We start from the raw sequence: 19,514 nt of genomic DNA, 5'->3' as shown, positions 1-19,514 counted from the left end.
AAAAGGGTTTGAAAATGACTTTAAAACAACGTCTGCAATTATTTTTAAGCGAAAGCGGCAAGCCGCAAACTTATGTGGCCAAAGCCATCGGTATGAGCAATGGGGTTATCAGCAGCTATTTGGGCGGCGGGTATCGCGGCGACACCGGAAAACTGGAAGAGAAGCTGGCGGCGTTTTTAACGCTGGAAGAAAACCGCAGAGCCGACCGTAAATTAAGCATCAATTATGTGCGCACACAAAGCGGCAAACGCGCGGGCGATATTTTGAGCTTGGCGCATGTTGACGGGCAAGCGGTGGTGATTATCGGGCAGGCGGGCTTGGGTAAAACGAGTGCATTGCGCGATTACGCAGGCCGCAACCCCGATGTGATCCTGATTGAGGCCGACCCGACCTATACCGCCAAAGTGCTGCTGAAAACCATTGCTGAAAAGGTGGGCAGCGAAAGCAAAGGCACGCTGAACGATATGCTCAACGGTATTGTGGACAAGCTGACCCATTCAGGCCGCCTGATTGCGGTGGACGAAGCGGAAAGCCTGCCCTACCGCGCGCTGGAATGCCTGCGCCGTATCCACGACCGCGCCGAAGTGGGACTGGCTTTGGTGGGTATGCCGCGCCTGCTGGTTAACCTGCGCGGCAGAAACGGCGAACTCAAGCAGCTATACAGCCGTATCGGCTTTAAGCTCGATTTGGGCGACGAGCTGGATGGCGCGGAACTGGGACAGATTGCCACGGCCAACCTGCCGAATGCGGCCGAGGAAGTGGTTGAAGAGCTGGTGGATTCGGCAAAGGGAAATACGCGGCGGCTGGTCAAAATGCTGCACGGTGTAAACAGGCTCTCGAAGCTGCATAAAGAACCGGTAAACGTGGAGATGGTGCGGCAGTTTAAAGAGATGCTGATTCATTAATCAGGCTGTCTGAAACGGCAAGCCATTGATAGGGCTATATATTTTTTTACCTTGTGAAATGTATAACCTGTTGAAAATAAAGGAAAACATAAAATGAAAAACTTGAGAATGCGCCACTTGCTCGCTCCCGTTTTGATTGTGATGCTGGTAACGGCATGCGCCAACCGCTGCACAGAGCCGCAGCCTGTACGCAGTTATTTTAAAGACGAAACACCGGCGCAACGGCTGATGCGCGAAAAGCAGGATTTGGCGGATTTTGCAGCACTACAAGCGGAAAAGGCGTATGAGCGCATGAGCGACGAAGAAAGAATGCGCGGGGTGGTATATGAATAGCCACCGACGGCGCAACCAAGACTGGCAGGCATACGGGCAGCACCGGCGGCGGCAGCGGATATATCACAATCTGTACAGCCCGCACACCAAACACGGGCGGCTGCAAGCGGCAATCAGGCAAATCAAACAAATCTACGGCGATGACGCCATTATCACGGGAGCGGAGTATGAGCAAAAAAATTCAGACGGCCTTATGGCTGATTAAGTGGTGGCTGCTGCTGGTGGCAGGCTTTTGGAGTGCGGCGTTTGCCGGGTCGTATCTCGGTGTGCAGATGGCTAACCGATTGATGGGGCAATAATTTTTTTGCCTTGTGAAATTTATAAGTTATTGAAATATAAGGAAACATAAAAATGAACAGATTAACAGACGATCTGATTCGGGCGGCGGAAGATACGCAAACGCCGGTGCATTTAAACCTGCTGTTAAACGAAGCGGCCTTGTGCATTCTGCGCTTGGAAACCCGCGATTTATACGACCAAAAACGCCTTGAGTGGCTGGAAGATTTGGGCAGCTTTGCGATTGACAAGAGCGATGGGGAACACCCTACCGTAACCGTGCAGATGTGCGAAAAAGCTTACTTTGTTGCGACCGCGCCGACAGTGCGCGAAGCCATCGACTTGGCGTTTGAAGAATGCAGCGGGGTAAGCGTATGCGGCCACGACCCCGAAGCGTCAGAGCGGGCGAAGTTTGAAGCGTGGATGTGCCGATTGAACAACGGCGACCGCCTCGCCCGCAATCCTGACGGCGGCTATGAAGACGTGAGCATGGATTATGCGTGGCTCGCATGGTTGGAACGGGCTAAGGAAACTATTTGAAAAGGAAATATGAAATGAACATTGCAAAACCTGAAAAAGAAGATTTTGAGGCAGTTTGGGAATTTATCCGAATGCTCAACACGGTATCTTACGGACTCGACCCCTTAAAGCCGCTCAATGACGACGGCGATTACCAAGAGTTGGAAGACGGCGACAAAGGTAAGGTGCTTGATGCCATTGTCGAAGCCTATGACGACAGCGGCGTGGAATGGATGATGACGGCACTCGAAACGCTGATGTCCCCTGAAAACAGAATCATCAATCAGGAATCGGACATTCTGGAATGGTCGGATGACCTGAAAGCCCTTATGGCAAGAAACGAATCGAAATAAAAAGAAAGCGAGATAAAAAATGCTTGAGTTGATTTTAGGAATGGCACACGCCGCCTTATTTGGCGCATTTATCCGAAGTGCTTTGTACCAGCGCGACAAACAGGAGTTAATCTATTTGATTTTATATGCCATTTTTTCGTTTTTAATGATGATTTATTGCGTAGTTACAGTAGCGGGGAAGATGACGTGAACACCAAATGCCCCAATTGCGGCGCAGTCCACAGCCTTGACAGCCTGATCGGCAACGACGGTGCGGCGGATTTGATTAAGGCGGTGTTGGAGTTTGACGCGGCCATCGGTAAAGCGGCGGTGCGCTATGTGGGCTTGTTTCGACCGGCCAAAAGCCAACTGACCTTTGCCCGCACGGCCAAACTGCTCGGCGAGCTGCTGCCGGGCATCCAAGCTGGGCAAATCAGCCGCGACGGGGTGGTTTACCCCGCCCCGCCCGAGGCTTGGATTTACGGTTTTCAGACGGCCATTGATGCCCGTGATGCAGGCCGTCTGAAACTGCCGCTTAAGAGCCACGGCTATTTATACGAGATTATCAGCAGCTGGCGGCCGTCTGAAACGGCGGTGATGCCTGCAACGCGGCAACCGTCTATGGGCGATGCGGCGGTAAGCACCAAGCTGCGGCAAGGTGTGACCGCGTTGAGTCGATGGGCGGGCGACGATTGGCTTAAACAGGAAATTGCCGCAGGTTTTGCCGTGTTGTCGGCCATGAATCTCAAAGGCCGTCCTGCCGCGCCTGATTTGGCAGTAGTGGCCGAATTATGGGTGCAGCGGTTGCGGGGAAGAGACGAGAAACCGGTAGAACAGTTTGACCGTGTTCGGTTTCAGACGGCCTTTAAGGCGCTGCAAGATGCAGCCGAATGGCCGAATGTGGCCGACCTGATACGTAATCTGCCGCCCCGCATGATACCGCGGGCGATGTTGGAAGAGCCCAAACCCGACCGGGCGAAAGGTCGGGAAGAGTTGGAAAAAGTGAAGAAGATTTTTAACAAGTAGAAAGGTAAAAAAATCATGAAAGTTGAAGTTTTAAAACCCGTTGAAATTGAAGTTTACGCCGTGCGTATCAATGCCGCACTTGATGAAGAATCCGCAGAAACCGTACCCGATTTTTTGCTGCAAGACGGCGGAGATTTGGAAATCTTGATTGAGATTGATACAGGCCGCGTTGTTGGGTGGCAGGGTAATGTGCCCGTCCGCATTGCCGATAAGTTAAGCGACAGCGGCACATATACCCTACTCGACAAAGATATGAACGATATAGCACAGCTTCAATATGAATATGTGCCGAACCGCTTAATCCCCGGGGAGTACGGCGACTATATCGATCTGAAAATCAATGCCGAAGGCTATGTGAAAAACTGGCCAAAACAGCCGGATGTGAGCGAATTTTTTGAACAAGACTATGAATAAAAGAAGTGGTGGCGGCCATGAAAAGCAAGCTGCACGCAGCACCCTGTTTTCAGACAGGCTGGATACACGGGCCGCGCAGCCGGTCGGTGGATGAATGTAAGCGTATTTATGCCGAAAGGCAGAAAGGTAAAGAGATGTGAATAACAATCGTGTTTATTTGGAAGATTTTGAAAAAATCCTGTTAGCAGAGTTTTTGGAAAAGCACCGTCTTGAATTTGAAGAACTGGCGAAACAATACGGCCTTGCAGGCGTAACCGTTACCCGAAAACTGTTACAGAAAATTAAAGGAAATGATCATGGCTGAATACCAAATCATTATTTCGGAAACCGAGAGTGGAAAACTGCAAGTCAAAATACCCTTGGTATCAGTTACCCCGGAATCAAGTATATCCGAATTGGTGGCGGCCTACTTGGCTCAAGTGGCAGAAAGCATCGAAGAGGATGAAAACGAAGACCCGAACGGGATTAAGAAACGTATTTATCAGCAGCTTATGATTAACGCATTAACTTAAAAAGGAAAACGAAATGGTAAGAAAAAAACGATATAACACACCCGCCTTCACGGTGGGTATCCAAACCCGCGACGAAGCGGTTGAACACATCAAACGCTATGGCGATTTAAGCCGCGAGGCAACGCGCATGGTAGCCGACCACAACGACACCGTGGCCGAAATGCAGGAAAAGCTCGACGCGCAAATCGCACCGCTTACCGCAGAGATGCAGGCCATTGAAGCAGGGGTGCTGGCATGGGCGACGGCCAACCGCGATATGCTGACCGATAACGGCAAAGTCAAATACTGCAACCTGACTACCGGCACCATCCGCTGGCGTTTCGACCCGCCTAAATGCCAAGTACGCGGCGTGGATGCCGTAATAGCCCTGATGCAGTCGGACGAAAAGTACGCCCGCTTTGTACGCACCAAGCATGAAATAAACAAAGATGCCGTGTTGAATGAAGCTGATTTTTTCGTGGCCAACCCCGTAGCGGGCTTGAGCATCGTGCAAGGGGCTGAAAAATTTGCCATTGAAGTCAACGAGCAGGAGGTGGGCTGATGGCAAAAATCATCTTGGAAATTGAAGATACGCCCGACGGTCGTGTCGAGATTGTAGGTAAATCCAGCAGACCGCTGCCCCAAGACTATCGGGATATGACCGGAGCCGAAACCATTGCCGGGCGGTTGCTTGTATTTATGCGCGAAGAACTGGACTGTTATCCGCCGAGATTAAATTAACCAACGGCGGGCATTGCCCGCCTTTTAACCTTTTAAAAAGGAAAAACATCATGTTGAAATACTTATCGCTATGTCTTGCTATGCTGCTGACAGCTTGCTTGGAGCCATACCCGATTGAGGTTCAGCGCGAGGAAAGCGCAAAACTCGGCATCGTAACCGATAACCGTTTTGAGGTTAAACGTATCGCTATTATTGCTGATGAATTGGCTTATAGAGGAGAAAGAGGCGTTTATTTAATTACTGACAGCAAAACTGGTAAAGAATACGTTGGTTTATCAGGGATTGGAATTTCTGAAATAGGTAGTCATTCGAGTGGCAAAACACGTCGTGAAGATGAAAGGTAAACGGTTATGGCTAAAGTAGTGATTACCATTGAAGATACAGGCAGCGGCCTGTTTGAGATTGACTTACAAGGCTTGGATGTGCAACAAGACCCGACCCCGGCAATCATTGCAGGACATTCCGCAGCCGGGGTGCTCCGAGATGCACAAAAACAGGTGCATGCAGAGCTAGTCAAAAAAATTGCAGCAGAGTTTGCAGATTGCCTCAATCAATAGAGGCCGTCTGAAATGGATTACATCCGCAACGCCTACAAAATGCCGTTTTTACGCCCGGGAACAGAAGTTGAATACCTCGGCAGGCGCGGGGTGATTACAGGGGCAAAAGGCGGTTATCTGTTGGTAGATTTTGGCGACGGCAAGCCAACCGCCCAACACCCCGAATACAATGTAGCCTATTTTGTGGACGGCGAGCTTGTTAAGGATTTCAGACAGGCTGATTAAACAACCCCAATCCCCGCTTTAAAAGCGGGGATTTTTTTGCATATAAAAATGATACATAAAATACAATATGTGGTAGATTTTTATTAATAAAATGATAAAATACTACAACATATTGTATTTAGAGATGAAGCATGCCCCCACCGACCCGAAACGGATTAATCGCCAAAATCAAGATTGCCCAAAAGCAGCTTGATATGGCCGATGACGTATATCGCGCCATGCTGGTGCGGGTAACGGGTAAGGATTCGTGCGCCAAGATGGGCGCACCGGAACTGGAAAAAGTGGCAGAAGAGATGAAGCGCATGGGCTTTGTGCCGCTTGCGAAAAGCCACGGCACGCGCCCGCGCCGCCGCAGCTCGGCCGACCCGATGATGCGCAAAATCGAAGCCTTGCTGGCATCGATGGCGCTGCATTGGAATTATGCGCATGCTTTGGCCAAGCGCATGTATGGGGTGGCGCGGGTGGAGTGGCTTACCGACGAGCATATGCGCGGTGTGATTGCAGCACTGACAAAAAAACAGCAAAAAATAAAGGGGGAAGGAAATGGAGCTTAAAAAGGTACGACACCTGCTGCCCGAAACCATGCAGGATATTGTCGAGGTTATCGGATTACAGGCCGCCGAACAGCTGGTAAAAGCCATCGGCGGCGCGCGGTTTAAGTTTGGCAAGGGCAAAGAAGATACGCCGCGCCTGCATATTCTGTTTTCAGCTATCGGTGAGGCAAAAACCTACGAGCTGTTGCGCGTCTATGGCGGCGAAGAATTATATGTACCGCGCTGTGAAAACGCTCTGCGCGAGCTGCGCAACGAACGTTTTAGAAACGAATTTTTAAATCTGACCGAAGTCGAGGGCAAAAGCGGCCTGATGGCAATGACGGAACTGTGCCCGAAATACGGCATTTCCGAGCGCACGGGCTACACGATTATGCGCTCGGGCTGTGAACCGGTATCGCAGCAAAATACCCTGTTTTAACGCTGTTTCAATTCTCCTCTTTTATCCGCCTTCGGGCGGATTTTTTTTGGCCTATTTCAGACGGCCTTTAGGGTTTGAAAGGCATACCGTGCGGGGATGCGCGTAAAGGCCGATAGCATAAAGGCTCTCAAAAATGGGTTTAAAAACCGCTTAAAACGATTTTGAAAGGGCTTATATGGGCAAGATTATTGTGTTGACCGCAGGGCATTCCAACACAGACCCGGGCGCGGTCAACGGCAGCGACCGCGAGGCGGATTTGGCGCAGGATATGCGCAATATCACGGCATCTATTCTGCGCAACGACTACGGCTTGACGGTACATACAGACGGCGAGGGCAAAGGCAATCTGCCGCTGCGCGAGGCGGTTAAGCTGATTAAAGGTGCAACGGTGGCGGTGGAGTTTCACACCAACGCGACCGCTAAACCGAAGCCGGGGCAACAGCCGGCAACGGGTATCGAAGCCTTGAGCACGGCCAAAAACAAACGCTGGTGTCAGATTTTGAGCAAGGCAGTAGCTGATGTGACCGGTTGGCGTTTGCGCGGCGACGGCGGTTATAAGCCCGACAATGCCGGCCAGCACAGCCGCTTGGCGTATGCCCAGCATGGCGGCATTGTGTTTGAGCCGTTTTTTATCAGCAATGATAAAGACTTGGCTCAATTTAAAGCCAATAAATGGGCTATCTGCCGCGCCATCGCCAATGCGATTGCGAAGGAGCTGGGCTGATGTTTGGCAAGATTAAGCAATATGCGCTGGCGGCGTTGGCATGGGCATTGGGTAACAAGCCGTCTGAAACCGATGTAAAAGCCTTGCCAGTATTGGATACGCCGCGTTTTCTGCGCCACATCGGCAAAGGCCGCAATAAGCAGCCGCACCGCTTTTCGGGTGTGGCATCGGCCAAGCGTGCGGCACGCAAGGCACGCAACCGCAGAAAGGCGAAATGATGGCCTTGCTAGATATCCTTAAAAATCCGGCCACGGGCAAGGTGTCGCACAGCAAGCTGTGGGCCAACGTGGCCTGCGCCGCCGGAACATATAAATTTGTGGTGCTGCCCGACCCGTCGCCCGAAATATGGGCGGTGTATTTGGGCATCGTGGGCGGTTATGCCGTGGCGCGGGCGTTTGTAAGCGTGAAGCGGCAGGAAGTGGAGGCCGACAATGCCGATAAAGTGGATTAAATACCTGCCGCATCTCGCCGCGGTGCTGCTACTCGGTGCGGCTTTATGGCTGGCCTACCGTAACGGTTTTCAGACGGCCTATAACGAGCAGCAGCTTGTAATCAAGCAAGCGCAAAAAGACCATACGGCCGCACTGCTGGCATCCGCCGAGGCATATACCGCGGAACTCAAAAAGGCGCAGCAGGCGCAAGACGAGCAGGCGGCCAAAACACAGGCAGTCGGCGTGCGGCTGGCGCAGGCGCAAGCGGATGTACGCCGTCTGAAACAACAACACAAAACTGGGATTAAACATGCAATCGAGCAAGATAAAACTGCTGCCGGTATGTGTATTGACGGGCTTGGGCCTAACAGCCTGCGGCAGTACAACCGTGCCCTCGGCTACACCAATTAAAACCATTGAGGTGCCGGTAATGCCCGCGCCGCCTGCGGCGTTGATGGTGCCGCCGGTGCGCCCCGCCCCGCCGGAAAACGGCACCGTGCAGGCGTTGTTGGAGCATGCGGTCGAGTTTGGCGGATATGTGGCTGAACTGGAAAACCAAAACACGGCTTGGCGCGAATGGGCGGCGAGTGGTCAACTTAAAGTTGACAACTAATAACAAAAAAGCCCGCGTGGGGTGCGGGCTTAAGACGAAAATCGGTTTTTAAACCGTAGTTAAGTCGTTAACAGTCGTTGTCGAATCGGTGCTTTTAACCAAATTGACCGCGTGCAGGCAGTTTTGTTTGGTGGTGTAGCCCTCGCTTTGAGCGATGATTTCATGATTGGCAGCCTTCAAACGCCAACGGTATTCGTTTTTTGCGTCTTTATAAACTTCAAAATACATAAGGTTTCTCCTATGAAAGAGTATACGTTTTCCTACCGTTTTAACGGTAAGTCCTGGTCATTGAGCATTTGGGCGGACAGTCCGGAAGAAGCCAAAGCCAAATTTCGGGCAGCCCGAGAAAATGCACAGTATGACGGGGAAGTTTTAGCAAAAATTTATGCCCCTGTAAATATTTCTTGGTTTAGAAATTTATACAATCGGTTAAGAAAAATGATAGGCGGCAAAAAATGAGCACCTATCAGGATTTGGTTGCACGCGTATTGGCGGTTAAATTTGCCGGCTTTGAAATGGGGTTAGCCAAGGCGCGTGAGCAACAGCCGTTTATCGAGCAGGTATCACGCAAACTGGATGCAACCAGCTGGGATTACGTTGCCGGCATGGATAAGGATTTTGGCGTTACCTTCCACGTTGATCGCGGTATTGTGGACTTTAAGAACCAATATCAGGCAATAAAACAGGCGTTGGAGCAACAGTTTGATGTTGAGTTTACGGTGTCGACGGCATCGCCGGCGTTGGATGTTGCCTGCCGTCGCAGCGGATGTAGTTGCCGCTTGGTTTTTAAGGAGCTGTCATGACACCGATTGACTTTGAGTTTGGCTTTAAAACCTTGTGGGGGCTCGCGACCGCCGCGGGCTGGTTTTGGGTTAACGGCATCGCCAGCCGTTTGAAAGATGCTGAAAAAGACCGTGCCGAATTGCGCCGCGAACTCCACGACGTGAAGCTGGATTACTCCACCAAGGCGGAGGCGCGGGCCGACCGCGAAACCATCAACCGTCAGCTTAACCGCATCGAAGACAAATTGGACAAACTCGCCGACAGAAAGGCGGACAAGTAAACATCATGGAAAACAAAGACCCCATCTTGGCGGCACTCGCCCGCATTGAGGCAAAAACCGACCAAACGCTTAAAAACCAAGCCGAAATGAGTGCGGAAATCGCTCAAATCCATAAAGACACCAAACGTACTGCTGCCGTGGTAGGCGGCGTATCCGGTGCGGCCACGGGCGGCATTGTATCTATCGGCGTGTCGCTTATCCGCGCAAAGCTAGGATTCTGACCGATGGCACACCCCCAAGAAATACGAGACAAGCTAAGACAGCTATACGTTAGTGGCCAGCAAACGCTTGAGACGGCGGCCATGATGTGCCAAATCCCTTTTGCCACGGCGCGCAATTGGAAAAAATCGGCCAAAGACAAAGGCGACGATTGGGACAAGCTGCGGGCGGCCTACACATTGGCGGGCGGCGGCATTGAGGATTTGAGCCGCGCCATGCTGGTGGGATTTTTGACGCAGTACAACAGCACCATGACGATGCTGCAAGATGCAACGGTGGAGGACTTGCCGCCGTCGACCCGCGCCAAACTGCTGGCGAGCTTGGCCGACGCGTTTACCAAAACGGTGGCCGCCAACGCCCGCGTGATGCCGGAAACCAGCAAACTGGCAACGGCGCTGGAATTGATTGAAATGCTGATGGCGTTTGCACAAGAGAAACACCCCAAACATTTGGCTGCCTTTGTGGAGGTGCTGGAGCCGTTTGGGGCGGAGGTGGAGAAAAGGTTTGGTCAATAAAGCCGTGAGGTAAATGTGCCGTTTTCGTCTTTGCTTACTCTGCCGAGGGCGATCTGCATATTTAAATAGTTGGTTAATTTGTGCAAGTCAATTTTGTAACCCCGATCCTGCAAAAAATCATGTATTTCAGACGGCGTATATTTGCCTTCTGCCAAGATTTTAGATATTTCAAAGTCAATATTCATTTTATATCCCAATGAAAACAAAAGAATTTTTAAAGTCGCTCTCCGTGCTTGCCGCCAACCTGCGCCAAATCATTGAAGCAGAGGTTGATGGCTTTGATGCCTCTCCCCGTGCCGTGGCGGAGCGACGCGCTAAGGTGTTTGACCCTGTAAGCGGTTACGAATACTTTATAAACACCTATTTCCCGCATTATATCCGCTCCGCCGAAAAATCAGACTTGCATAAATATCTATTTAAGCGCCTACCCGAAATCATCCTTTCGCCGCAGGGCGAAAATGAGGGAGTGGGCGCTCCGCGCGGCGAGGGTAAATCGACGCAGGTAACGCAACTGTTTAGTTTGTGGTGCATCGTTACCGGCCAAAAACATTACATTGTTATCGTCATGGATAGTATCGATCAGGCATATCCTATGCTTGAGGCGATTAAGGCCGAGCTGGAGTTTAACCCGCGTTTAAAAACCGATTTTCCCGAGGCGGCGGGTGCGGGTCGGGTTTGGCAGGCGGGCACGATTGTTACCGCCAACGATATCAAGGTGCAGGTGGCAGGCTCGGGCAAAAAGCTGCGCGGTTTGCGCCACGGCCCTTACCGCCCCGACCTCACGATTTTAGATGATATCGAGAATGACGAGCAGGTACGCAATCCCGAGCAACGCGACAAGCTCAATGCGTGGCTGACCAAAACCGTGTTGCCGCTGGGCGGTGTCGGTCAAAAGTATGATGTGATTTATATCGGCACGATTTTGCACTACGACAGCGTATTAAACCGAACCTTAAGCAATCCATTTTGGAAAGGCATCAAGTTTAAGGCGATGTTGAGCTGGCCCGACCGCATGGATTTATGGGACAGATGGGAGGAGCTTTACCGCAACGACGGCGAGCTGGTGGCCGATGCGTTTTACCAAACCCATAAAGAGGAGATGGAGCGCGGCGCGAAAACGAGTTGGAAAGCCCGCGGCGTGCTGGATTTAATGAAAATCCGCGCCCGTGACGGCCATGCCACGTTTGACTCGGAGTATCAAAACGACCCGGTCAGCGGCGATGCGGCACCGTTTGCGTCTGCACTCAAATACTGGACGGAGTTGCCGGGCGATTTAATTTATTTCGGCGCGCTCGACCCGTCGTTGGGTAAGGCCGGTGCAAGCCGTGACCCGAGTGCGATTATTGTCGGCGGCTACCACCGCAGCACCGGCAAGCTGTATATCGTGGAGGCGCAAATCAAAAAACGCCTGCCCGATCTGATTATCGAGGATGTGATCCGCCTGCATCAAAAATACCGCTGCAAATTGTGGTTTGTCGAAACGGTGCAGTTTCAAGAATTTTTGAAAGACGAGCTGGTCAAGCGCAGCGCGGCGCGGGGTTTTCCGGTGCCGGCGCGGGCGGTTAAGCCGATTACCGACAAGCTGCTGCGCATTGAGACCTTGCAGCCGCACATGGCCAACGGGCTGATTTTGCTGCATGCTGGGCAAACCACGCTGGAGCAGCAATTTAGGCATTTCCCGATGGCCGACCATGACGACGGCCCCGATGCGGTACAGATGCTGTGGGCGGGCGCGTTGGCCAACTCCGCGCCGATTGAGTGGCAAAGCGTGAGGCCGTCTGAAACACACGATGATTTTGACGACGACCTTGATGATGACAACACCAAAAGCATGTGGGCTAGATAATGACTAAAAAAGACAAAAAAATCAAACCGCAAAAGCCTGAAAACGGCTTGCAGACCGATTTGGCGCAAATTACCGCCGCCGGGCGCGTGATTGCGGAGCATCCGTCCAACTTTATCACGCCGGCCAAAATGCGCGCACTGTTTGAAGAGGCGGAATCGGGCGACATTACCGCCCAGCACGAGCTGTTTGCCGATATTGAGGAGCGCGACAGCGACATCGGCGCCAATATGGGCACGCGCAAGCGGGCGCTGCTGACGCTGGATTGGCGCGTTACCCCGCCGCGCAATGCCACGCCCGCCGAGGAGCAGTTGGCCGAGGTGGCCTTTGAGCTGATAGACGGCCTGACGCAGTTTGAGGACTTGGTTATCGACCTGATGGACGCGGTCGGCCACGGATTCGCCGCGCTGGAAATCGAGTGGATGTTTTCAGACGGCCACTATGCCCCCGCCCGCTTTGTACACCGCCCGCAAAGCTGGTTTAAATGGAGCCATCAAGACGAGCTGATGCTCAAATCGCAAGACAATCAAGACGGCGAGCCGCTGTGGCCGCTGGGCTGGATTGTGCACAGCCATAAATCGCGCAGCGTGCAGCAGGCGCGTAACGGCTTATTCCGCACGCTGGCATGGCTGTATATGTTTAAGCATTACGCCGTGCATGATTTTGCCGAGTTTTTGGAGCTTTACGGCATGCCTATCCGTATCGGCAAATACGGCGCGGGGGCAACGGAGGCAGAAAAACGCACGCTGTTGCGCGCGGTTGCCGAAATCGGCCACAACGCGGCGGGCATCATGCCCGAAGGCATGGAAGTCGAGCTGCATCAAGCGGCCAGCGGCACGACTGCCACCAGCAACCCGTTTTTGCAGATGGCCGACTGGTGCGAAAAATCCGCCGCGCGCCTGATTTTGGGGCAAACGCTCACCAGCGGAGCCGATGGCAAAAGCAGCACCAATGCGCTGGGCAAAGTGCACAACGAGGTGCGCCGTGATTTGCTGGTGTCGGATGCCAAGCAAGTGGCACAGACCATTACCCAACAGATTATCTTGCCCTACCTGCAAATCAACCACCCGAATACCGACCCGAACCGCATACCCAAATTTGAGTTTGATACGCGCGAGGCGGAGGACATTGCGGTAATGGCCGAAGCCATCCCTAAGCTGGTGGACGTGGGCGTACAAATCCCGGAGAGCTGGGTACGCGACAAGCTGGTAATCCCCGAGCCTGCCGAGGGCGAGCGCGTGTTAGCGCGTGTGGTGCCGGATAATCCCGTGAACCAAACCGCGCTGGCGGCATTGTCCGCACGCATACCGGCAGGCCGCCCCGCCGCCCGCGAGCAGCAGGTATTGGACGGTGCATTGGACGAGGCGTTGGAGATGCCCGACTTTAACGCGCAGCTCAATCCGATTATCAAACAGGCGGTGGCCGCGCTGGCGGCGTGCGAAAGCTACGAAGAGGCAGATGCCGCCTTGACCGCACTCTACCCGCAGCTGGATAACCAAACCCTGCGGGGCTATATGCAAAATGCGCTGTTTTTGAGCGATCTGTTGGGGCAAGCCAATGCCAAGCATTAAGTTTGCCCTCGGCCTCAAACCTGCAAAAGCGATTGAGTGGCTGCAAGCCAAAGGCGTGACCGCCGAAAGCTACCGCAACCTGACGGCCTCGGAAATCGCCAAAGTGTACACCATCGCCCGCATAACCGATTTGGATATGCTCAACGACATCAAGCAATCTATGATTAAGGCGGCAGACAGCGGGCAAGCGTTTGCCGATTGGCGCAAAGACATCTTGCAGCACTTGCAAAACAAGGGCTGGCTGCACCCCAACGGCCACAACGGGCAAGACATCATCGATCCGAAAACGGGCGAGGTGTTCGGCACGCCGCGCCGTTTGGATACCATCTACCGCACCAACATGCAGTCGGCTTACAGCGCCGGGCAGTATCAAGGCTATATGGACAATATCGACCACCGCCCCTACTGGATGTATGACGCGGTGGCCGACCACCGCACACGCCCTGCCCATGCGGCGATGGATGGGCTGGTTTACCGCTATAACGACCCGTTTTGGACAACCTTTTATCCGCCCAACGGCTACAACTGCCGCTGCACGGTGGTGGCTTTGGCCGAGCGCGATATTGAGCGCAGCGGGCGTATCGTGGGCAAATCCACGCCGGAAAACTTTGTAGAGACGCACAAAATCTACAACAAAAAAGGCGACAGTTACCCGACGATGGCCTACAAAGCTCCCGACGGCAGCCTGCATACCACCGACCGCGGATTTGAGTACAACGCAGGCCGCATGAATTACCGCCCCGACCTTGACCGCTACGACAGAGGTTTGGCACACCAGTTTGCCCGGGCGGAAATGACGGGGCCTGATTTTAAAGCGTCGTTTAAACAGCTTGAAAAAGAGTTTTATGAGATTAAAGGCCGTCTGAACATCAGCGGGAAACCCACCGGCGAGCAAAAAACACAAATCCGCAGGATGTTGTCCAAACAGCTTAAATTTGCGGCCGGTGTTTTGGGCAAAGAAGCGCAGGAAGTATCCGGTATTAAACGGGCTACGGTGTGGTTATCGGACGATACATTGGTTAAGCAGGTAGATAGCCGTGAGGGGCAGTCTTTCGGCATAGACATGTATGAGTTGCTACCGGATTTGATCGAGCAGCCGGAATATATTTTTTACGACAACAGCCGTGGAAAAGAAAGCTATGTGTTATTGGGTAAACCGCTCGCAGGAAACGAAAAGTATAGATTGATGGCAGTGCTGAAATATCTGCCGCAGTATGACGCGGTTTTTTTGGATTCTTTCCGCAGGGCGGACGAAAAAGAAATCGTGAAAAGCAAAAAACGCTATGAAATGAAAAAAGGCTACTAAGCCGGACTGCAACCCCGGCACACGCTCAACCCCGTAACGGTCATGTAAGACCCAGCTTTGCAGCTGCGGAGAGGCCGCGAAGGGCAGACAAATTCATCGCTTTTTTAGTAGCCTTATGCTGCCAATAATACCATGATTGAAATCAAAATAGACAATATTTTCGTGGTGCAAAACCAAATCGAGCGGCTGCAAGACGGTGTGGAAAACCGTTACCGGCTGATGGAGCGGTTGGCGGGCACCATGCACTACGCCGTGCATATGAATTTCCGCGCCGGCGGCCGACCGAAATGGCTGGGGCTGAAATACCGCAACGGCAGGCCGCTGATTGATACCGAGGGCTTGCGCGAAAGCATCACCAAAATGGCCGACAACGATACCGCCCTTGTCGGTACCAATATGGTGTATGCCGCCATCCACAACTTCGGCGGCATGGCCGGACGCGGCCGCAAAGTGAACATACCGCAGCGGGAATTTTTAACGCTGACCGACCAAGACAAACAAGACTTGATGGACGATGTACAGGATTATTTTGCCAACCTGATTAAATGATTTTTCAGACGGCCTTTAAAACGCGCTTTTTAGCGCGTTTTTTATTTGGGTAATAGGTTGGCATAGGCCGATAGGCTAAAACCAATCTGACGCGATTTTAAAAGGGGTTTAAACGGGGTTTGAAATGCGGCGCGGGGTTTGAAATGCGTCCACTCTTTTCGGCGCGGTTGTTGCGGCGAAAATGACAGCATCGCAAAAAGGATGTGCAACATGCCCCAAAACAGATTAACGCTTGCCGCATGCAGTTTCGAGGTGCAGCCGCGCGACGGCCGCATCCAGTTGCTGCCTTACGGTGAGTTTAGAGCGATTGACGGCCGCCCCCACGATGTGCCCGCTTGGTATCTAACGGAAGAAAACGGCCGCGACGTGGTGGAGCTGGCCAATGCCTCGCGCAATCAACTGGTGGTCGATTACGAGCACCAAACCCTGCACAAAGAAAAAAACGGCCAGCCCGCACCCGCCGCCGGTTGGATGCGCTGGCTGGAGTTTACCCCCAAAGGCTTGTTTGCCGATGTGGAGTGGACGGACAAGGCCGCGGCGGCCATTGCCGCCAAAGAATACCGTTATATCTCGGCGGTGTTTAGCTACGACACCAAGGGCTATGTGCGCAAGATTTACCACGCCGCCCTGACCAATTACCCCGCGTTGGACGGCATGGATGAGGTGTTGGCGGCAGCGTCGGCACAGTTTTTTAACCTCGAAACGGAGCAAAACCCGATGAAAGAGTTGTTGCAACAACTGCTTGGCCTGCCGCAGGCAAGCGACGAGCAGATTACGGCGGCGTTAACCGCAATCTTGGCGGCCAAACCGCAAAACGTTGCCTTATCTGCCGACCTGTTTAAGGAGCTGGCCGACAAAGACAGCAAAATCGCCGCCTTGTCCGCCCAGCCGGCAGGCCAACCCGACTTGACCCGATACGCGCCGGTGTCGGTGGTGCAGGATTTGCAAAGCCAAATCGCCGCGCTGACCGCCGAGCGCAACGCCGATAAAGGCAACGAGCTGATTACTGCCGCATTGGCCGCAGGCAAGCTGCTGCCCGCGCAGAAGGCATGGGCGGAGGGCGTGCTGAAACAAGAAGGTGGCTTGGCCTTTTTAACCGGCTTTATTGAAAACGCGCAGCCGGTAGCGGCTTTGGCCGGCACGCAAACCGCAGGCAAAGAGCCGGGCGAAAATGTAGTTGCCTTAACCGCAGAAGAGCAGGCGGCCGCCAAGATGCTCGGTATGAGCCATGCCGAGTATGCCGAACAAGTTAAACAACAGGAAGGCTAAAAATGAATAAAACCGCAGTATTAACGGCGCTCACCGCCGCATTCCGCAAGGAATTTCAAAACGGCTTGGAATCGGTTAAGCCGTCTTATACGGCCATTGCCATGACGGTGCCGTCGAATACGGCCACCAATACTTACGCGTGGCTGGGCAAATTCCCGCAAATGCGCGAATGGGTAGGCCAACGCCAAATCCAAAAAATGAGCAAAGAGGCCATGAGCCTGACCAACAAAAAGTTTGAAGCGACGGTTGCCGTGGAGCGCACCGACATTGAGGACGATCAGGTGGGTATGTACCGCCCGATGATGGCCGCAATGGGCGAATCTGCCGCAGCCCTGCCCGACACTTTGGTATGGGGCCTGCTCAAAAAAGGCAAAACCACCGAATGTTATGACGGCCAATACTTTTTTGATACGGATCATCCGGTATTCGAAAAAGCCGACGGCACCGGCCAAAACACGCCTGCCAAAAACATTACCACCGGCACCGACAATGATGTGCCGACATGGTATGTGATTGACGACACCAAAACGCTCAAGCCGTTGGTATTCCAAAGCCGCACCGAACCGGAATTTGAAAACAAGTTTGACCCTGCTAAATCGGACAAGGTGTTTATGGAGGATCAATACCTCTACGGCTCCCGCCGCCGCTGTGTGGCCGGTTTCGGTTTGTGGCAGTTGGCGCACATGGCAGAAAAACTGACTTTAAACAAGGCCAATTTGCAAAAAATCCTTGTGGCCATGCGCAAAGTCAAGGCCAACGGCGGTTATAACCTCAACATTACACCGAGCCTGCTGGTGGTGCCGCCCGAGCTGGAAGAGACCGCCCGCGAGCTGTTGGAAGCCGAAAAAATCAACGGTACGACCAACACCTTTAAAGGCCGTCTGAAACTGCACGTATCGGTGCACCTGTAAACCAACCTTGATTTTTCAGACGGCGTTTAAACCTGTTTTAAAGGCCGTCTGAACGGAGACCTGACTATGGCAAATCCAAAAAAAGACACCCTCGTCGAATCTGTAACCCAACCAAACCCGCAGGACTTAACCGTTGAGGCGGCGCTCAAGCAAGAGCTGGATAAAGTGCAGGCCGAACTATCCGCTTTAAAAGAGCAATTGGTCGCCGAATCCGCAAAAGCCAAAGCCGCTGAACGCGAATTGGACGCATTGCGCAAGCAGGTCGACAAGCCTGCTAAGTCCGGCAATCCAAATAAGAGACTGGTGCGCACGGCATCGGGTCGCGAGTTTTGGCGCGCCGGCGAGAAGTTTGACGGCGAGTGGCGCGAAATCGACCGCACCGTGATTGGCGATGAAGCGTGGCAGCGCATTATCGACGAGCCGGCCCTGCAAACCAAAGAGGCATAAATCATGGCTTATGCGGTGACGGCGGATATGGTGGCGCGTTTCGGCGAGCTGGAGGTTATTCAGTTGACCGACCGCAACCAAGACGGCTTGATTGACGAGGATGTGGCGGCAGTGGCACTGGCCGATGCCACCGCAGAAATAGACGCTTATCTGGGTCGGTTTAAACGTCCGTTTACCGATGTGCCGCCCATCCTCAAGCGCTTGTGTTGCGATATCGCCCGCTACCGCCTCACCGCCGCCAACGGTGTGCTGATTACGGAAGAAATCCGCAACCGCTACAAAATCGACGTACTCGACCTGCTGCGTGCTATGGCCAAAGGCGAAGTGCAGCTGGGCGTGGATGAAAGCGGCGAAGAAGTGGCCGCGGGCGAAGACGGTATTGTGTTTGTAAACGGTAAAAACAAGGTGTTCAGGCGTGATCACTGATATTGAGAAAGCGATAACAGACCGTCTGAAGCGGGGCTTGGGTCGCATGGTGCGCACGGTTAAAAGCTACAACGGCGAAGCCGAGGACTTGGCAGGGCAAATCCATACGCTGCCTGCGGTTTGGGTAACGTATGGCGGCAGCAAAGTTGAACCTGCCAGCACCGGCGGCGTATGCGGACGTTATCAGGATACTGCGGAATTTGTGGTGATGGTGGCAGCCCGCAATCTGCGCAACGAGCAGGCACAGCGGCAAGGCGGCATTGATAGCCGCGAAATCGGCAGCAACGATTTAATCCGCGCTGTTCGCCGCCTGCTTGACGGCCAGCGGCTCGGTTTTGCCGATAGCCGCGGCTTGGTGCCCAAAGCGGTGCGAACGATTGTTAATCATGTGCTGGTGCAAAACACCGCAGTAAGCATATATGCGGTTGAGTACGCCATCCGCTTTAACACCTGTGGCTTAGAAAATGACCGCTACCCCGAACGCACCGACAATCCCGACGACCCCGACCATATCTTTACCAAGTATCAGGGCACATTGAGCGAGCCGTGGCCTGATTTCGAGGGATTGGACGGCAGAATTTACGACCCGCAATCCACCGGTGAAATCCCTGTAAACCTAACCCTTAAGGATAAGCAATGAGCAAAATCAAAGTAACGGCGGCAGACGGCCTGCGTGTGCCGGCCGAGCACAACCCGCACGAGTATATCGGCCAAGAGCCGGTGGAAGTGGACGGCAACAGCCTGTATTACCGCCGCATGATTGATGACGGCGATTTGGTGGTGGTTGAGGATGCCGCCCCAAATACCAAAACCCGCAATACTAAGGGAGAGTAATG

39 protein-coding genes are annotated in these 19,514 nt (G+C 53.1%); 37 read left to right on the top strand and 2 right to left on the bottom strand.

Annotation, left to right across the window (positions count from 1 at the left end):
• Window positions 1-14 precede the first annotated feature (14 nt).
• The 22 genes from LVJ85_RS02295 to LVJ85_RS02195 all read left to right on the top strand — a co-directional run bounded on the left by LVJ85_RS02295 (window position 15) and on the right by LVJ85_RS02195 (window position 8,559).
• On the top strand, window positions 15-905 hold the full coding sequence (locus LVJ85_RS02295) for an AAA family ATPase (protein ID WP_244741119.1): 891 nt from the start codon (window positions 15-17) through the stop codon (window positions 903-905).
• Window positions 906-998: 93 nt separating this feature from the next.
• On the top strand, window positions 999-1,238 hold the full coding sequence (locus tag LVJ85_RS02290; protein ID WP_244741116.1) for a hypothetical protein: 240 nt from the start codon (window positions 999-1,001) through the stop codon (window positions 1,236-1,238).
• A 167-nt stretch (window positions 1,239-1,405) separates the two neighbouring features.
• Entirely contained in the window at window positions 1,406-1,537 is a 132-nt protein-coding gene (locus LVJ85_RS13310) for a hypothetical protein (RefSeq protein ID WP_255733829.1), read from the top strand.
• 52 nt (window positions 1,538-1,589) lie between these two features.
• On the top strand, window positions 1,590-2,054 hold the full coding sequence (locus tag LVJ85_RS02285) for a hypothetical protein (protein ID WP_244741114.1): 465 nt from the start codon (window positions 1,590-1,592) through the stop codon (window positions 2,052-2,054).
• Window positions 2,055-2,068: 14 nt separating this feature from the next.
• Window positions 2,069-2,386 (top strand): hypothetical protein, encoded by a 318-nt coding sequence (locus LVJ85_RS02280; RefSeq protein ID WP_244741112.1) that lies wholly within the window; start codon window positions 2,069-2,071, stop codon window positions 2,384-2,386.
• A 19-nt stretch (window positions 2,387-2,405) separates the two neighbouring features.
• Complete coding sequence (locus tag LVJ85_RS02275; protein WP_244741110.1) at window positions 2,406-2,576, top strand: hypothetical protein; 171 nt, start codon at window positions 2,406-2,408, stop codon at window positions 2,574-2,576.
• Window positions 2,573-3,391 carry a hypothetical protein gene (locus LVJ85_RS02270; RefSeq protein WP_244741108.1) on the top strand — a complete coding sequence of 273 codons (819 nt, stop codon included), beginning with the start codon at window positions 2,573-2,575 and terminating at the stop codon, window positions 3,389-3,391. Before LVJ85_RS02275 ends, LVJ85_RS02270 begins: the two co-directional genes overlap by 4 nt.
• 15 nt (window positions 3,392-3,406) lie before the next feature.
• Window positions 3,407-3,805 (top strand): hypothetical protein, encoded by a 399-nt coding sequence (locus tag LVJ85_RS02265; protein WP_244741106.1) that lies wholly within the window; start codon window positions 3,407-3,409, stop codon window positions 3,803-3,805.
• 136 nt (window positions 3,806-3,941) lie between these two features.
• Entirely contained in the window at window positions 3,942-4,109 is a 168-nt protein-coding gene (locus LVJ85_RS02260; protein ID WP_244741104.1) for a hypothetical protein, read from the top strand.
• The gene (locus tag LVJ85_RS02255) at window positions 4,102-4,317 is read left to right on the top strand and encodes a hypothetical protein (protein ID WP_244741102.1); all 216 of its coding nucleotides are present in this window, start codon (window positions 4,102-4,104) and stop codon (window positions 4,315-4,317) included. The genes LVJ85_RS02260 and LVJ85_RS02255 overlap by 8 nt, the downstream gene beginning before the upstream one ends.
• Before the next feature lie 13 nt (window positions 4,318-4,330).
• Window positions 4,331-4,858 (top strand): host-nuclease inhibitor Gam family protein, encoded by a 528-nt coding sequence (locus LVJ85_RS02250; RefSeq protein WP_244741099.1) that lies wholly within the window; start codon window positions 4,331-4,333, stop codon window positions 4,856-4,858.
• Window positions 4,858-5,037 carry a hypothetical protein gene (locus LVJ85_RS02245; protein ID WP_244741097.1) on the top strand — a complete coding sequence of 60 codons (180 nt, stop codon included), beginning with the start codon at window positions 4,858-4,860 and terminating at the stop codon, window positions 5,035-5,037. Before LVJ85_RS02250 ends, LVJ85_RS02245 begins: the two co-directional genes overlap by 1 nt.
• A 50-nt stretch (window positions 5,038-5,087) precedes the next feature.
• Window positions 5,088-5,381 (top strand): hypothetical protein, encoded by a 294-nt coding sequence (locus LVJ85_RS02240; protein ID WP_244741094.1) that lies wholly within the window; start codon window positions 5,088-5,090, stop codon window positions 5,379-5,381.
• Window positions 5,382-5,387: 6 nt separating this feature from the next.
• On the top strand, window positions 5,388-5,594 hold the full coding sequence (locus LVJ85_RS02235; protein ID WP_244741092.1) for a hypothetical protein: 207 nt from the start codon (window positions 5,388-5,390) through the stop codon (window positions 5,592-5,594).
• Window positions 5,595-5,606: 12 nt separating this feature from the next.
• Window positions 5,607-5,819, top strand: a complete 213-nt coding sequence (locus LVJ85_RS02230; protein WP_054599802.1) for a hypothetical protein — start codon at window positions 5,607-5,609, stop codon at window positions 5,817-5,819.
• A gap of 131 nt (window positions 5,820-5,950) precedes the next feature.
• Window positions 5,951-6,373: a gp16 family protein gene (locus LVJ85_RS02225; RefSeq protein WP_244741090.1), complete on the top strand. Its 423-nt coding sequence runs from the start codon at window positions 5,951-5,953 to the stop codon at window positions 6,371-6,373.
• Entirely contained in the window at window positions 6,363-6,791 is a 429-nt protein-coding gene (locus LVJ85_RS02220) for a Mor transcription activator family protein (protein ID WP_244741087.1), read from the top strand. Before LVJ85_RS02225 ends, LVJ85_RS02220 begins: the two co-directional genes overlap by 11 nt.
• 175 nt (window positions 6,792-6,966) lie before the next feature.
• Window positions 6,967-7,515, top strand: coding sequence for an N-acetylmuramoyl-L-alanine amidase (locus tag LVJ85_RS02215; protein WP_244741084.1), 549 nt, complete (start codon window positions 6,967-6,969; stop codon window positions 7,513-7,515).
• Window positions 7,515-7,733 carry a hypothetical protein gene (locus LVJ85_RS02210; protein WP_244741082.1) on the top strand — a complete coding sequence of 73 codons (219 nt, stop codon included), beginning with the start codon at window positions 7,515-7,517 and terminating at the stop codon, window positions 7,731-7,733. The genes LVJ85_RS02215 and LVJ85_RS02210 overlap by 1 nt, the downstream gene beginning before the upstream one ends.
• Window positions 7,733-7,966, top strand: coding sequence for a hypothetical protein (locus tag LVJ85_RS02205; protein WP_244742950.1), 234 nt, complete (start codon window positions 7,733-7,735; stop codon window positions 7,964-7,966). The genes LVJ85_RS02210 and LVJ85_RS02205 overlap by 1 nt, the downstream gene beginning before the upstream one ends.
• A complete protein-coding gene (locus LVJ85_RS02200; protein WP_244741079.1) occupies window positions 7,947-8,357 on the top strand; it encodes a class A beta-lactamase-related serine hydrolase in 411 nt (136 codons plus the stop codon). The genes LVJ85_RS02205 and LVJ85_RS02200 overlap by 20 nt, the downstream gene beginning before the upstream one ends.
• 19 nt (window positions 8,358-8,376) lie before the next feature.
• Window positions 8,377-8,559, top strand: coding sequence for a hypothetical protein (locus LVJ85_RS02195; RefSeq protein WP_244741077.1), 183 nt, complete (start codon window positions 8,377-8,379; stop codon window positions 8,557-8,559).
• A 48-nt stretch (window positions 8,560-8,607) separates the two neighbouring features.
• Here LVJ85_RS02195 and LVJ85_RS02190 read toward each other — a convergent pair whose 3' ends face one another.
• Entirely contained in the window at window positions 8,608-8,787 is a 180-nt protein-coding gene (locus tag LVJ85_RS02190) for a YegP family protein (protein ID WP_244741075.1), read from the bottom strand.
• Between the two features lie 12 nt (window positions 8,788-8,799).
• Between LVJ85_RS02190 and LVJ85_RS02185 the strand changes: the two genes are divergently transcribed.
• From LVJ85_RS02185 to LVJ85_RS02165, 5 genes are read left to right on the top strand one after another with little or no spacing between them, the layout of a single operon-like run.
• The gene (locus tag LVJ85_RS02185) at window positions 8,800-9,018 is read left to right on the top strand and encodes a hypothetical protein (RefSeq protein WP_244741073.1); all 219 of its coding nucleotides are present in this window, start codon (window positions 8,800-8,802) and stop codon (window positions 9,016-9,018) included.
• A complete protein-coding gene (locus LVJ85_RS02180) occupies window positions 9,015-9,362 on the top strand; it encodes a hypothetical protein (protein ID WP_244741071.1) in 348 nt (115 codons plus the stop codon). Before LVJ85_RS02185 ends, LVJ85_RS02180 begins: the two co-directional genes overlap by 4 nt.
• 5 nt (window positions 9,363-9,367) lie before the next feature.
• On the top strand, window positions 9,368-9,622 hold the full coding sequence (locus LVJ85_RS02175) for a hypothetical protein (RefSeq protein ID WP_370686948.1): 255 nt from the start codon (window positions 9,368-9,370) through the stop codon (window positions 9,620-9,622).
• Between the two features lie 5 nt (window positions 9,623-9,627).
• Window positions 9,628-9,843 carry a hypothetical protein gene (locus LVJ85_RS02170; RefSeq protein WP_054599793.1) on the top strand — a complete coding sequence of 72 codons (216 nt, stop codon included), beginning with the start codon at window positions 9,628-9,630 and terminating at the stop codon, window positions 9,841-9,843.
• A 3-nt stretch (window positions 9,844-9,846) separates the two neighbouring features.
• Window positions 9,847-10,356: a DUF1804 family protein gene (locus LVJ85_RS02165; RefSeq protein WP_244741067.1), complete on the top strand. Its 510-nt coding sequence runs from the start codon at window positions 9,847-9,849 to the stop codon at window positions 10,354-10,356.
• On the opposite strand, the gene LVJ85_RS02160 is transcribed toward LVJ85_RS02165, so the two are convergent.
• A complete protein-coding gene (locus LVJ85_RS02160) occupies window positions 10,350-10,541 on the bottom strand; it encodes a hypothetical protein (RefSeq protein WP_244741064.1) in 192 nt (63 codons plus the stop codon). The genes LVJ85_RS02165 and LVJ85_RS02160 overlap by 7 nt on opposite strands.
• Before the next feature lie 11 nt (window positions 10,542-10,552).
• Here LVJ85_RS02160 and terL point away from each other — a divergent pair, with 11 nt between their 5' ends.
• The 10 genes from terL to LVJ85_RS02110 all read left to right on the top strand — a co-directional run bounded on the left by terL (window position 10,553) and on the right by LVJ85_RS02110 (window position 19,512).
• Window positions 10,553-12,202 carry a phage terminase large subunit gene (terL, locus tag LVJ85_RS02155; protein ID WP_244741061.1) on the top strand — a complete coding sequence of 550 codons (1,650 nt, stop codon included), beginning with the start codon at window positions 10,553-10,555 and terminating at the stop codon, window positions 12,200-12,202.
• Window positions 12,202-13,770 (top strand): DUF935 domain-containing protein, encoded by a 1,569-nt coding sequence (locus tag LVJ85_RS02150; protein WP_244741059.1) that lies wholly within the window; start codon window positions 12,202-12,204, stop codon window positions 13,768-13,770. The genes terL and LVJ85_RS02150 overlap by 1 nt, the downstream gene beginning before the upstream one ends.
• Window positions 13,757-15,076, top strand: a complete 1,320-nt coding sequence (locus LVJ85_RS02145; RefSeq protein WP_244741057.1) for a phage minor head protein — start codon at window positions 13,757-13,759, stop codon at window positions 15,074-15,076. The genes LVJ85_RS02150 and LVJ85_RS02145 overlap by 14 nt, the downstream gene beginning before the upstream one ends.
• 132 nt (window positions 15,077-15,208) lie before the next feature.
• A complete protein-coding gene (locus tag LVJ85_RS02140) occupies window positions 15,209-15,625 on the top strand; it encodes a phage virion morphogenesis protein (RefSeq protein ID WP_244741055.1) in 417 nt (138 codons plus the stop codon).
• 210 nt (window positions 15,626-15,835) lie between these two features.
• Window positions 15,836-16,894 carry a phage protease gene (locus LVJ85_RS02135; RefSeq protein WP_244741053.1) on the top strand — a complete coding sequence of 353 codons (1,059 nt, stop codon included), beginning with the start codon at window positions 15,836-15,838 and terminating at the stop codon, window positions 16,892-16,894.
• A gap of 2 nt (window positions 16,895-16,896) precedes the next feature.
• A complete protein-coding gene (locus LVJ85_RS02130; protein ID WP_244741050.1) occupies window positions 16,897-17,805 on the top strand; it encodes a Mu-like prophage major head subunit gpT family protein in 909 nt (302 codons plus the stop codon).
• 66 nt (window positions 17,806-17,871) lie between these two features.
• Window positions 17,872-18,252 (top strand): hypothetical protein, encoded by a 381-nt coding sequence (locus LVJ85_RS02125; protein WP_244741048.1) that lies wholly within the window; start codon window positions 17,872-17,874, stop codon window positions 18,250-18,252.
• Window positions 18,253-18,255: 3 nt separating this feature from the next.
• Complete coding sequence (locus tag LVJ85_RS02120) at window positions 18,256-18,678, top strand: gp436 family protein (RefSeq protein WP_244741046.1); 423 nt, start codon at window positions 18,256-18,258, stop codon at window positions 18,676-18,678.
• A complete protein-coding gene (locus LVJ85_RS02115; RefSeq protein ID WP_244741044.1) occupies window positions 18,668-19,318 on the top strand; it encodes a DUF1834 family protein in 651 nt (216 codons plus the stop codon). The genes LVJ85_RS02120 and LVJ85_RS02115 overlap by 11 nt, the downstream gene beginning before the upstream one ends.
• Window positions 19,315-19,512, top strand: a complete 198-nt coding sequence (locus LVJ85_RS02110; protein ID WP_244741042.1) for a DUF2635 domain-containing protein — start codon at window positions 19,315-19,317, stop codon at window positions 19,510-19,512. Before LVJ85_RS02115 ends, LVJ85_RS02110 begins: the two co-directional genes overlap by 4 nt.
• Window positions 19,513-19,514 lie beyond the last annotated feature (2 nt).

This window comes from Neisseria sp. Dent CA1/247 (assembly GCF_022870825.1).
GTDB classification, from domain to species: domain Bacteria; phylum Pseudomonadota; class Gammaproteobacteria; order Burkholderiales; family Neisseriaceae; genus Neisseria; species Neisseria zoodegmatis.
This window is presented reverse-complemented; position numbering and strand designations above follow the sequence as displayed.

Bases quoted from the DNA above. Each gene is read 5' to 3' on its own strand.
- LVJ85_RS02295 (WP_244741119.1), top strand. From the start codon at position 15: ATGACTTTAAAACAACGTCTGCAATTATTTTTAAGCGAAAGCGGCAAG.
- LVJ85_RS02290 (WP_244741116.1), top strand. From the start codon at position 999: ATGAAAAACTTGAGAATGCGCCACTTGCTCGCTCCCGTTTTGATTGTG.
- LVJ85_RS13310 (WP_255733829.1), top strand. From the start codon at position 1,406: ATGAGCAAAAAAATTCAGACGGCCTTATGGCTGATTAAGTGGTGGCTG.
- LVJ85_RS02285 (WP_244741114.1), top strand. From the start codon at position 1,590: ATGAACAGATTAACAGACGATCTGATTCGGGCGGCGGAAGATACGCAA.
- LVJ85_RS02280 (WP_244741112.1), top strand. From the start codon at position 2,069: ATGAACATTGCAAAACCTGAAAAAGAAGATTTTGAGGCAGTTTGGGAA.
- LVJ85_RS02275 (WP_244741110.1), top strand. From the start codon at position 2,406: ATGCTTGAGTTGATTTTAGGAATGGCACACGCCGCCTTATTTGGCGCA.
- LVJ85_RS02265 (WP_244741106.1), top strand. From the start codon at position 3,407: ATGAAAGTTGAAGTTTTAAAACCCGTTGAAATTGAAGTTTACGCCGTG.
- LVJ85_RS02255 (WP_244741102.1), top strand. From the start codon at position 4,102: ATGGCTGAATACCAAATCATTATTTCGGAAACCGAGAGTGGAAAACTG.
- LVJ85_RS02250 (WP_244741099.1), top strand. From the start codon at position 4,331: ATGGTAAGAAAAAAACGATATAACACACCCGCCTTCACGGTGGGTATC.
- LVJ85_RS02245 (WP_244741097.1), top strand. From the start codon at position 4,858: ATGGCAAAAATCATCTTGGAAATTGAAGATACGCCCGACGGTCGTGTC.
- LVJ85_RS02240 (WP_244741094.1), top strand. From the start codon at position 5,088: ATGTTGAAATACTTATCGCTATGTCTTGCTATGCTGCTGACAGCTTGC.
- LVJ85_RS02235 (WP_244741092.1), top strand. From the start codon at position 5,388: ATGGCTAAAGTAGTGATTACCATTGAAGATACAGGCAGCGGCCTGTTT.
- LVJ85_RS02230 (WP_054599802.1), top strand. From the start codon at position 5,607: ATGGATTACATCCGCAACGCCTACAAAATGCCGTTTTTACGCCCGGGA.
- LVJ85_RS02225 (WP_244741090.1), top strand. From the start codon at position 5,951: ATGCCCCCACCGACCCGAAACGGATTAATCGCCAAAATCAAGATTGCC.
- LVJ85_RS02220 (WP_244741087.1), top strand. From the start codon at position 6,363: ATGGAGCTTAAAAAGGTACGACACCTGCTGCCCGAAACCATGCAGGAT.
- LVJ85_RS02215 (WP_244741084.1), top strand. From the start codon at position 6,967: ATGGGCAAGATTATTGTGTTGACCGCAGGGCATTCCAACACAGACCCG.
- LVJ85_RS02210 (WP_244741082.1), top strand. From the start codon at position 7,515: ATGTTTGGCAAGATTAAGCAATATGCGCTGGCGGCGTTGGCATGGGCA.
- LVJ85_RS02205 (WP_244742950.1), top strand. From the start codon at position 7,733: ATGGCCTTGCTAGATATCCTTAAAAATCCGGCCACGGGCAAGGTGTCG.
- LVJ85_RS02200 (WP_244741079.1), top strand. From the start codon at position 7,947: ATGCCGATAAAGTGGATTAAATACCTGCCGCATCTCGCCGCGGTGCTG.
- LVJ85_RS02195 (WP_244741077.1), top strand. From the start codon at position 8,377: ATGCCCGCGCCGCCTGCGGCGTTGATGGTGCCGCCGGTGCGCCCCGCC.
- LVJ85_RS02190 (WP_244741075.1), bottom strand. From the start codon at position 8,787: ATGTATTTTGAAGTTTATAAAGACGCAAAAAACGAATACCGTTGGCGT.
- LVJ85_RS02185 (WP_244741073.1), top strand. From the start codon at position 8,800: ATGAAAGAGTATACGTTTTCCTACCGTTTTAACGGTAAGTCCTGGTCA.
- LVJ85_RS02180 (WP_244741071.1), top strand. From the start codon at position 9,015: ATGAGCACCTATCAGGATTTGGTTGCACGCGTATTGGCGGTTAAATTT.
- LVJ85_RS02170 (WP_054599793.1), top strand. From the start codon at position 9,628: ATGGAAAACAAAGACCCCATCTTGGCGGCACTCGCCCGCATTGAGGCA.
- LVJ85_RS02165 (WP_244741067.1), top strand. From the start codon at position 9,847: ATGGCACACCCCCAAGAAATACGAGACAAGCTAAGACAGCTATACGTT.
- LVJ85_RS02160 (WP_244741064.1), bottom strand. From the start codon at position 10,541: ATGAATATTGACTTTGAAATATCTAAAATCTTGGCAGAAGGCAAATAT.
- terL (WP_244741061.1), top strand. From the start codon at position 10,553: ATGAAAACAAAAGAATTTTTAAAGTCGCTCTCCGTGCTTGCCGCCAAC.
- LVJ85_RS02150 (WP_244741059.1), top strand. From the start codon at position 12,202: ATGACTAAAAAAGACAAAAAAATCAAACCGCAAAAGCCTGAAAACGGC.
- LVJ85_RS02145 (WP_244741057.1), top strand. From the start codon at position 13,757: ATGCCAAGCATTAAGTTTGCCCTCGGCCTCAAACCTGCAAAAGCGATT.
- LVJ85_RS02140 (WP_244741055.1), top strand. From the start codon at position 15,209: ATGATTGAAATCAAAATAGACAATATTTTCGTGGTGCAAAACCAAATC.
- LVJ85_RS02135 (WP_244741053.1), top strand. From the start codon at position 15,836: ATGCCCCAAAACAGATTAACGCTTGCCGCATGCAGTTTCGAGGTGCAG.
- LVJ85_RS02130 (WP_244741050.1), top strand. From the start codon at position 16,897: ATGAATAAAACCGCAGTATTAACGGCGCTCACCGCCGCATTCCGCAAG.
- LVJ85_RS02125 (WP_244741048.1), top strand. From the start codon at position 17,872: ATGGCAAATCCAAAAAAAGACACCCTCGTCGAATCTGTAACCCAACCA.
- LVJ85_RS02120 (WP_244741046.1), top strand. From the start codon at position 18,256: ATGGCTTATGCGGTGACGGCGGATATGGTGGCGCGTTTCGGCGAGCTG.
- LVJ85_RS02110 (WP_244741042.1), top strand. From the start codon at position 19,315: ATGAGCAAAATCAAAGTAACGGCGGCAGACGGCCTGCGTGTGCCGGCC.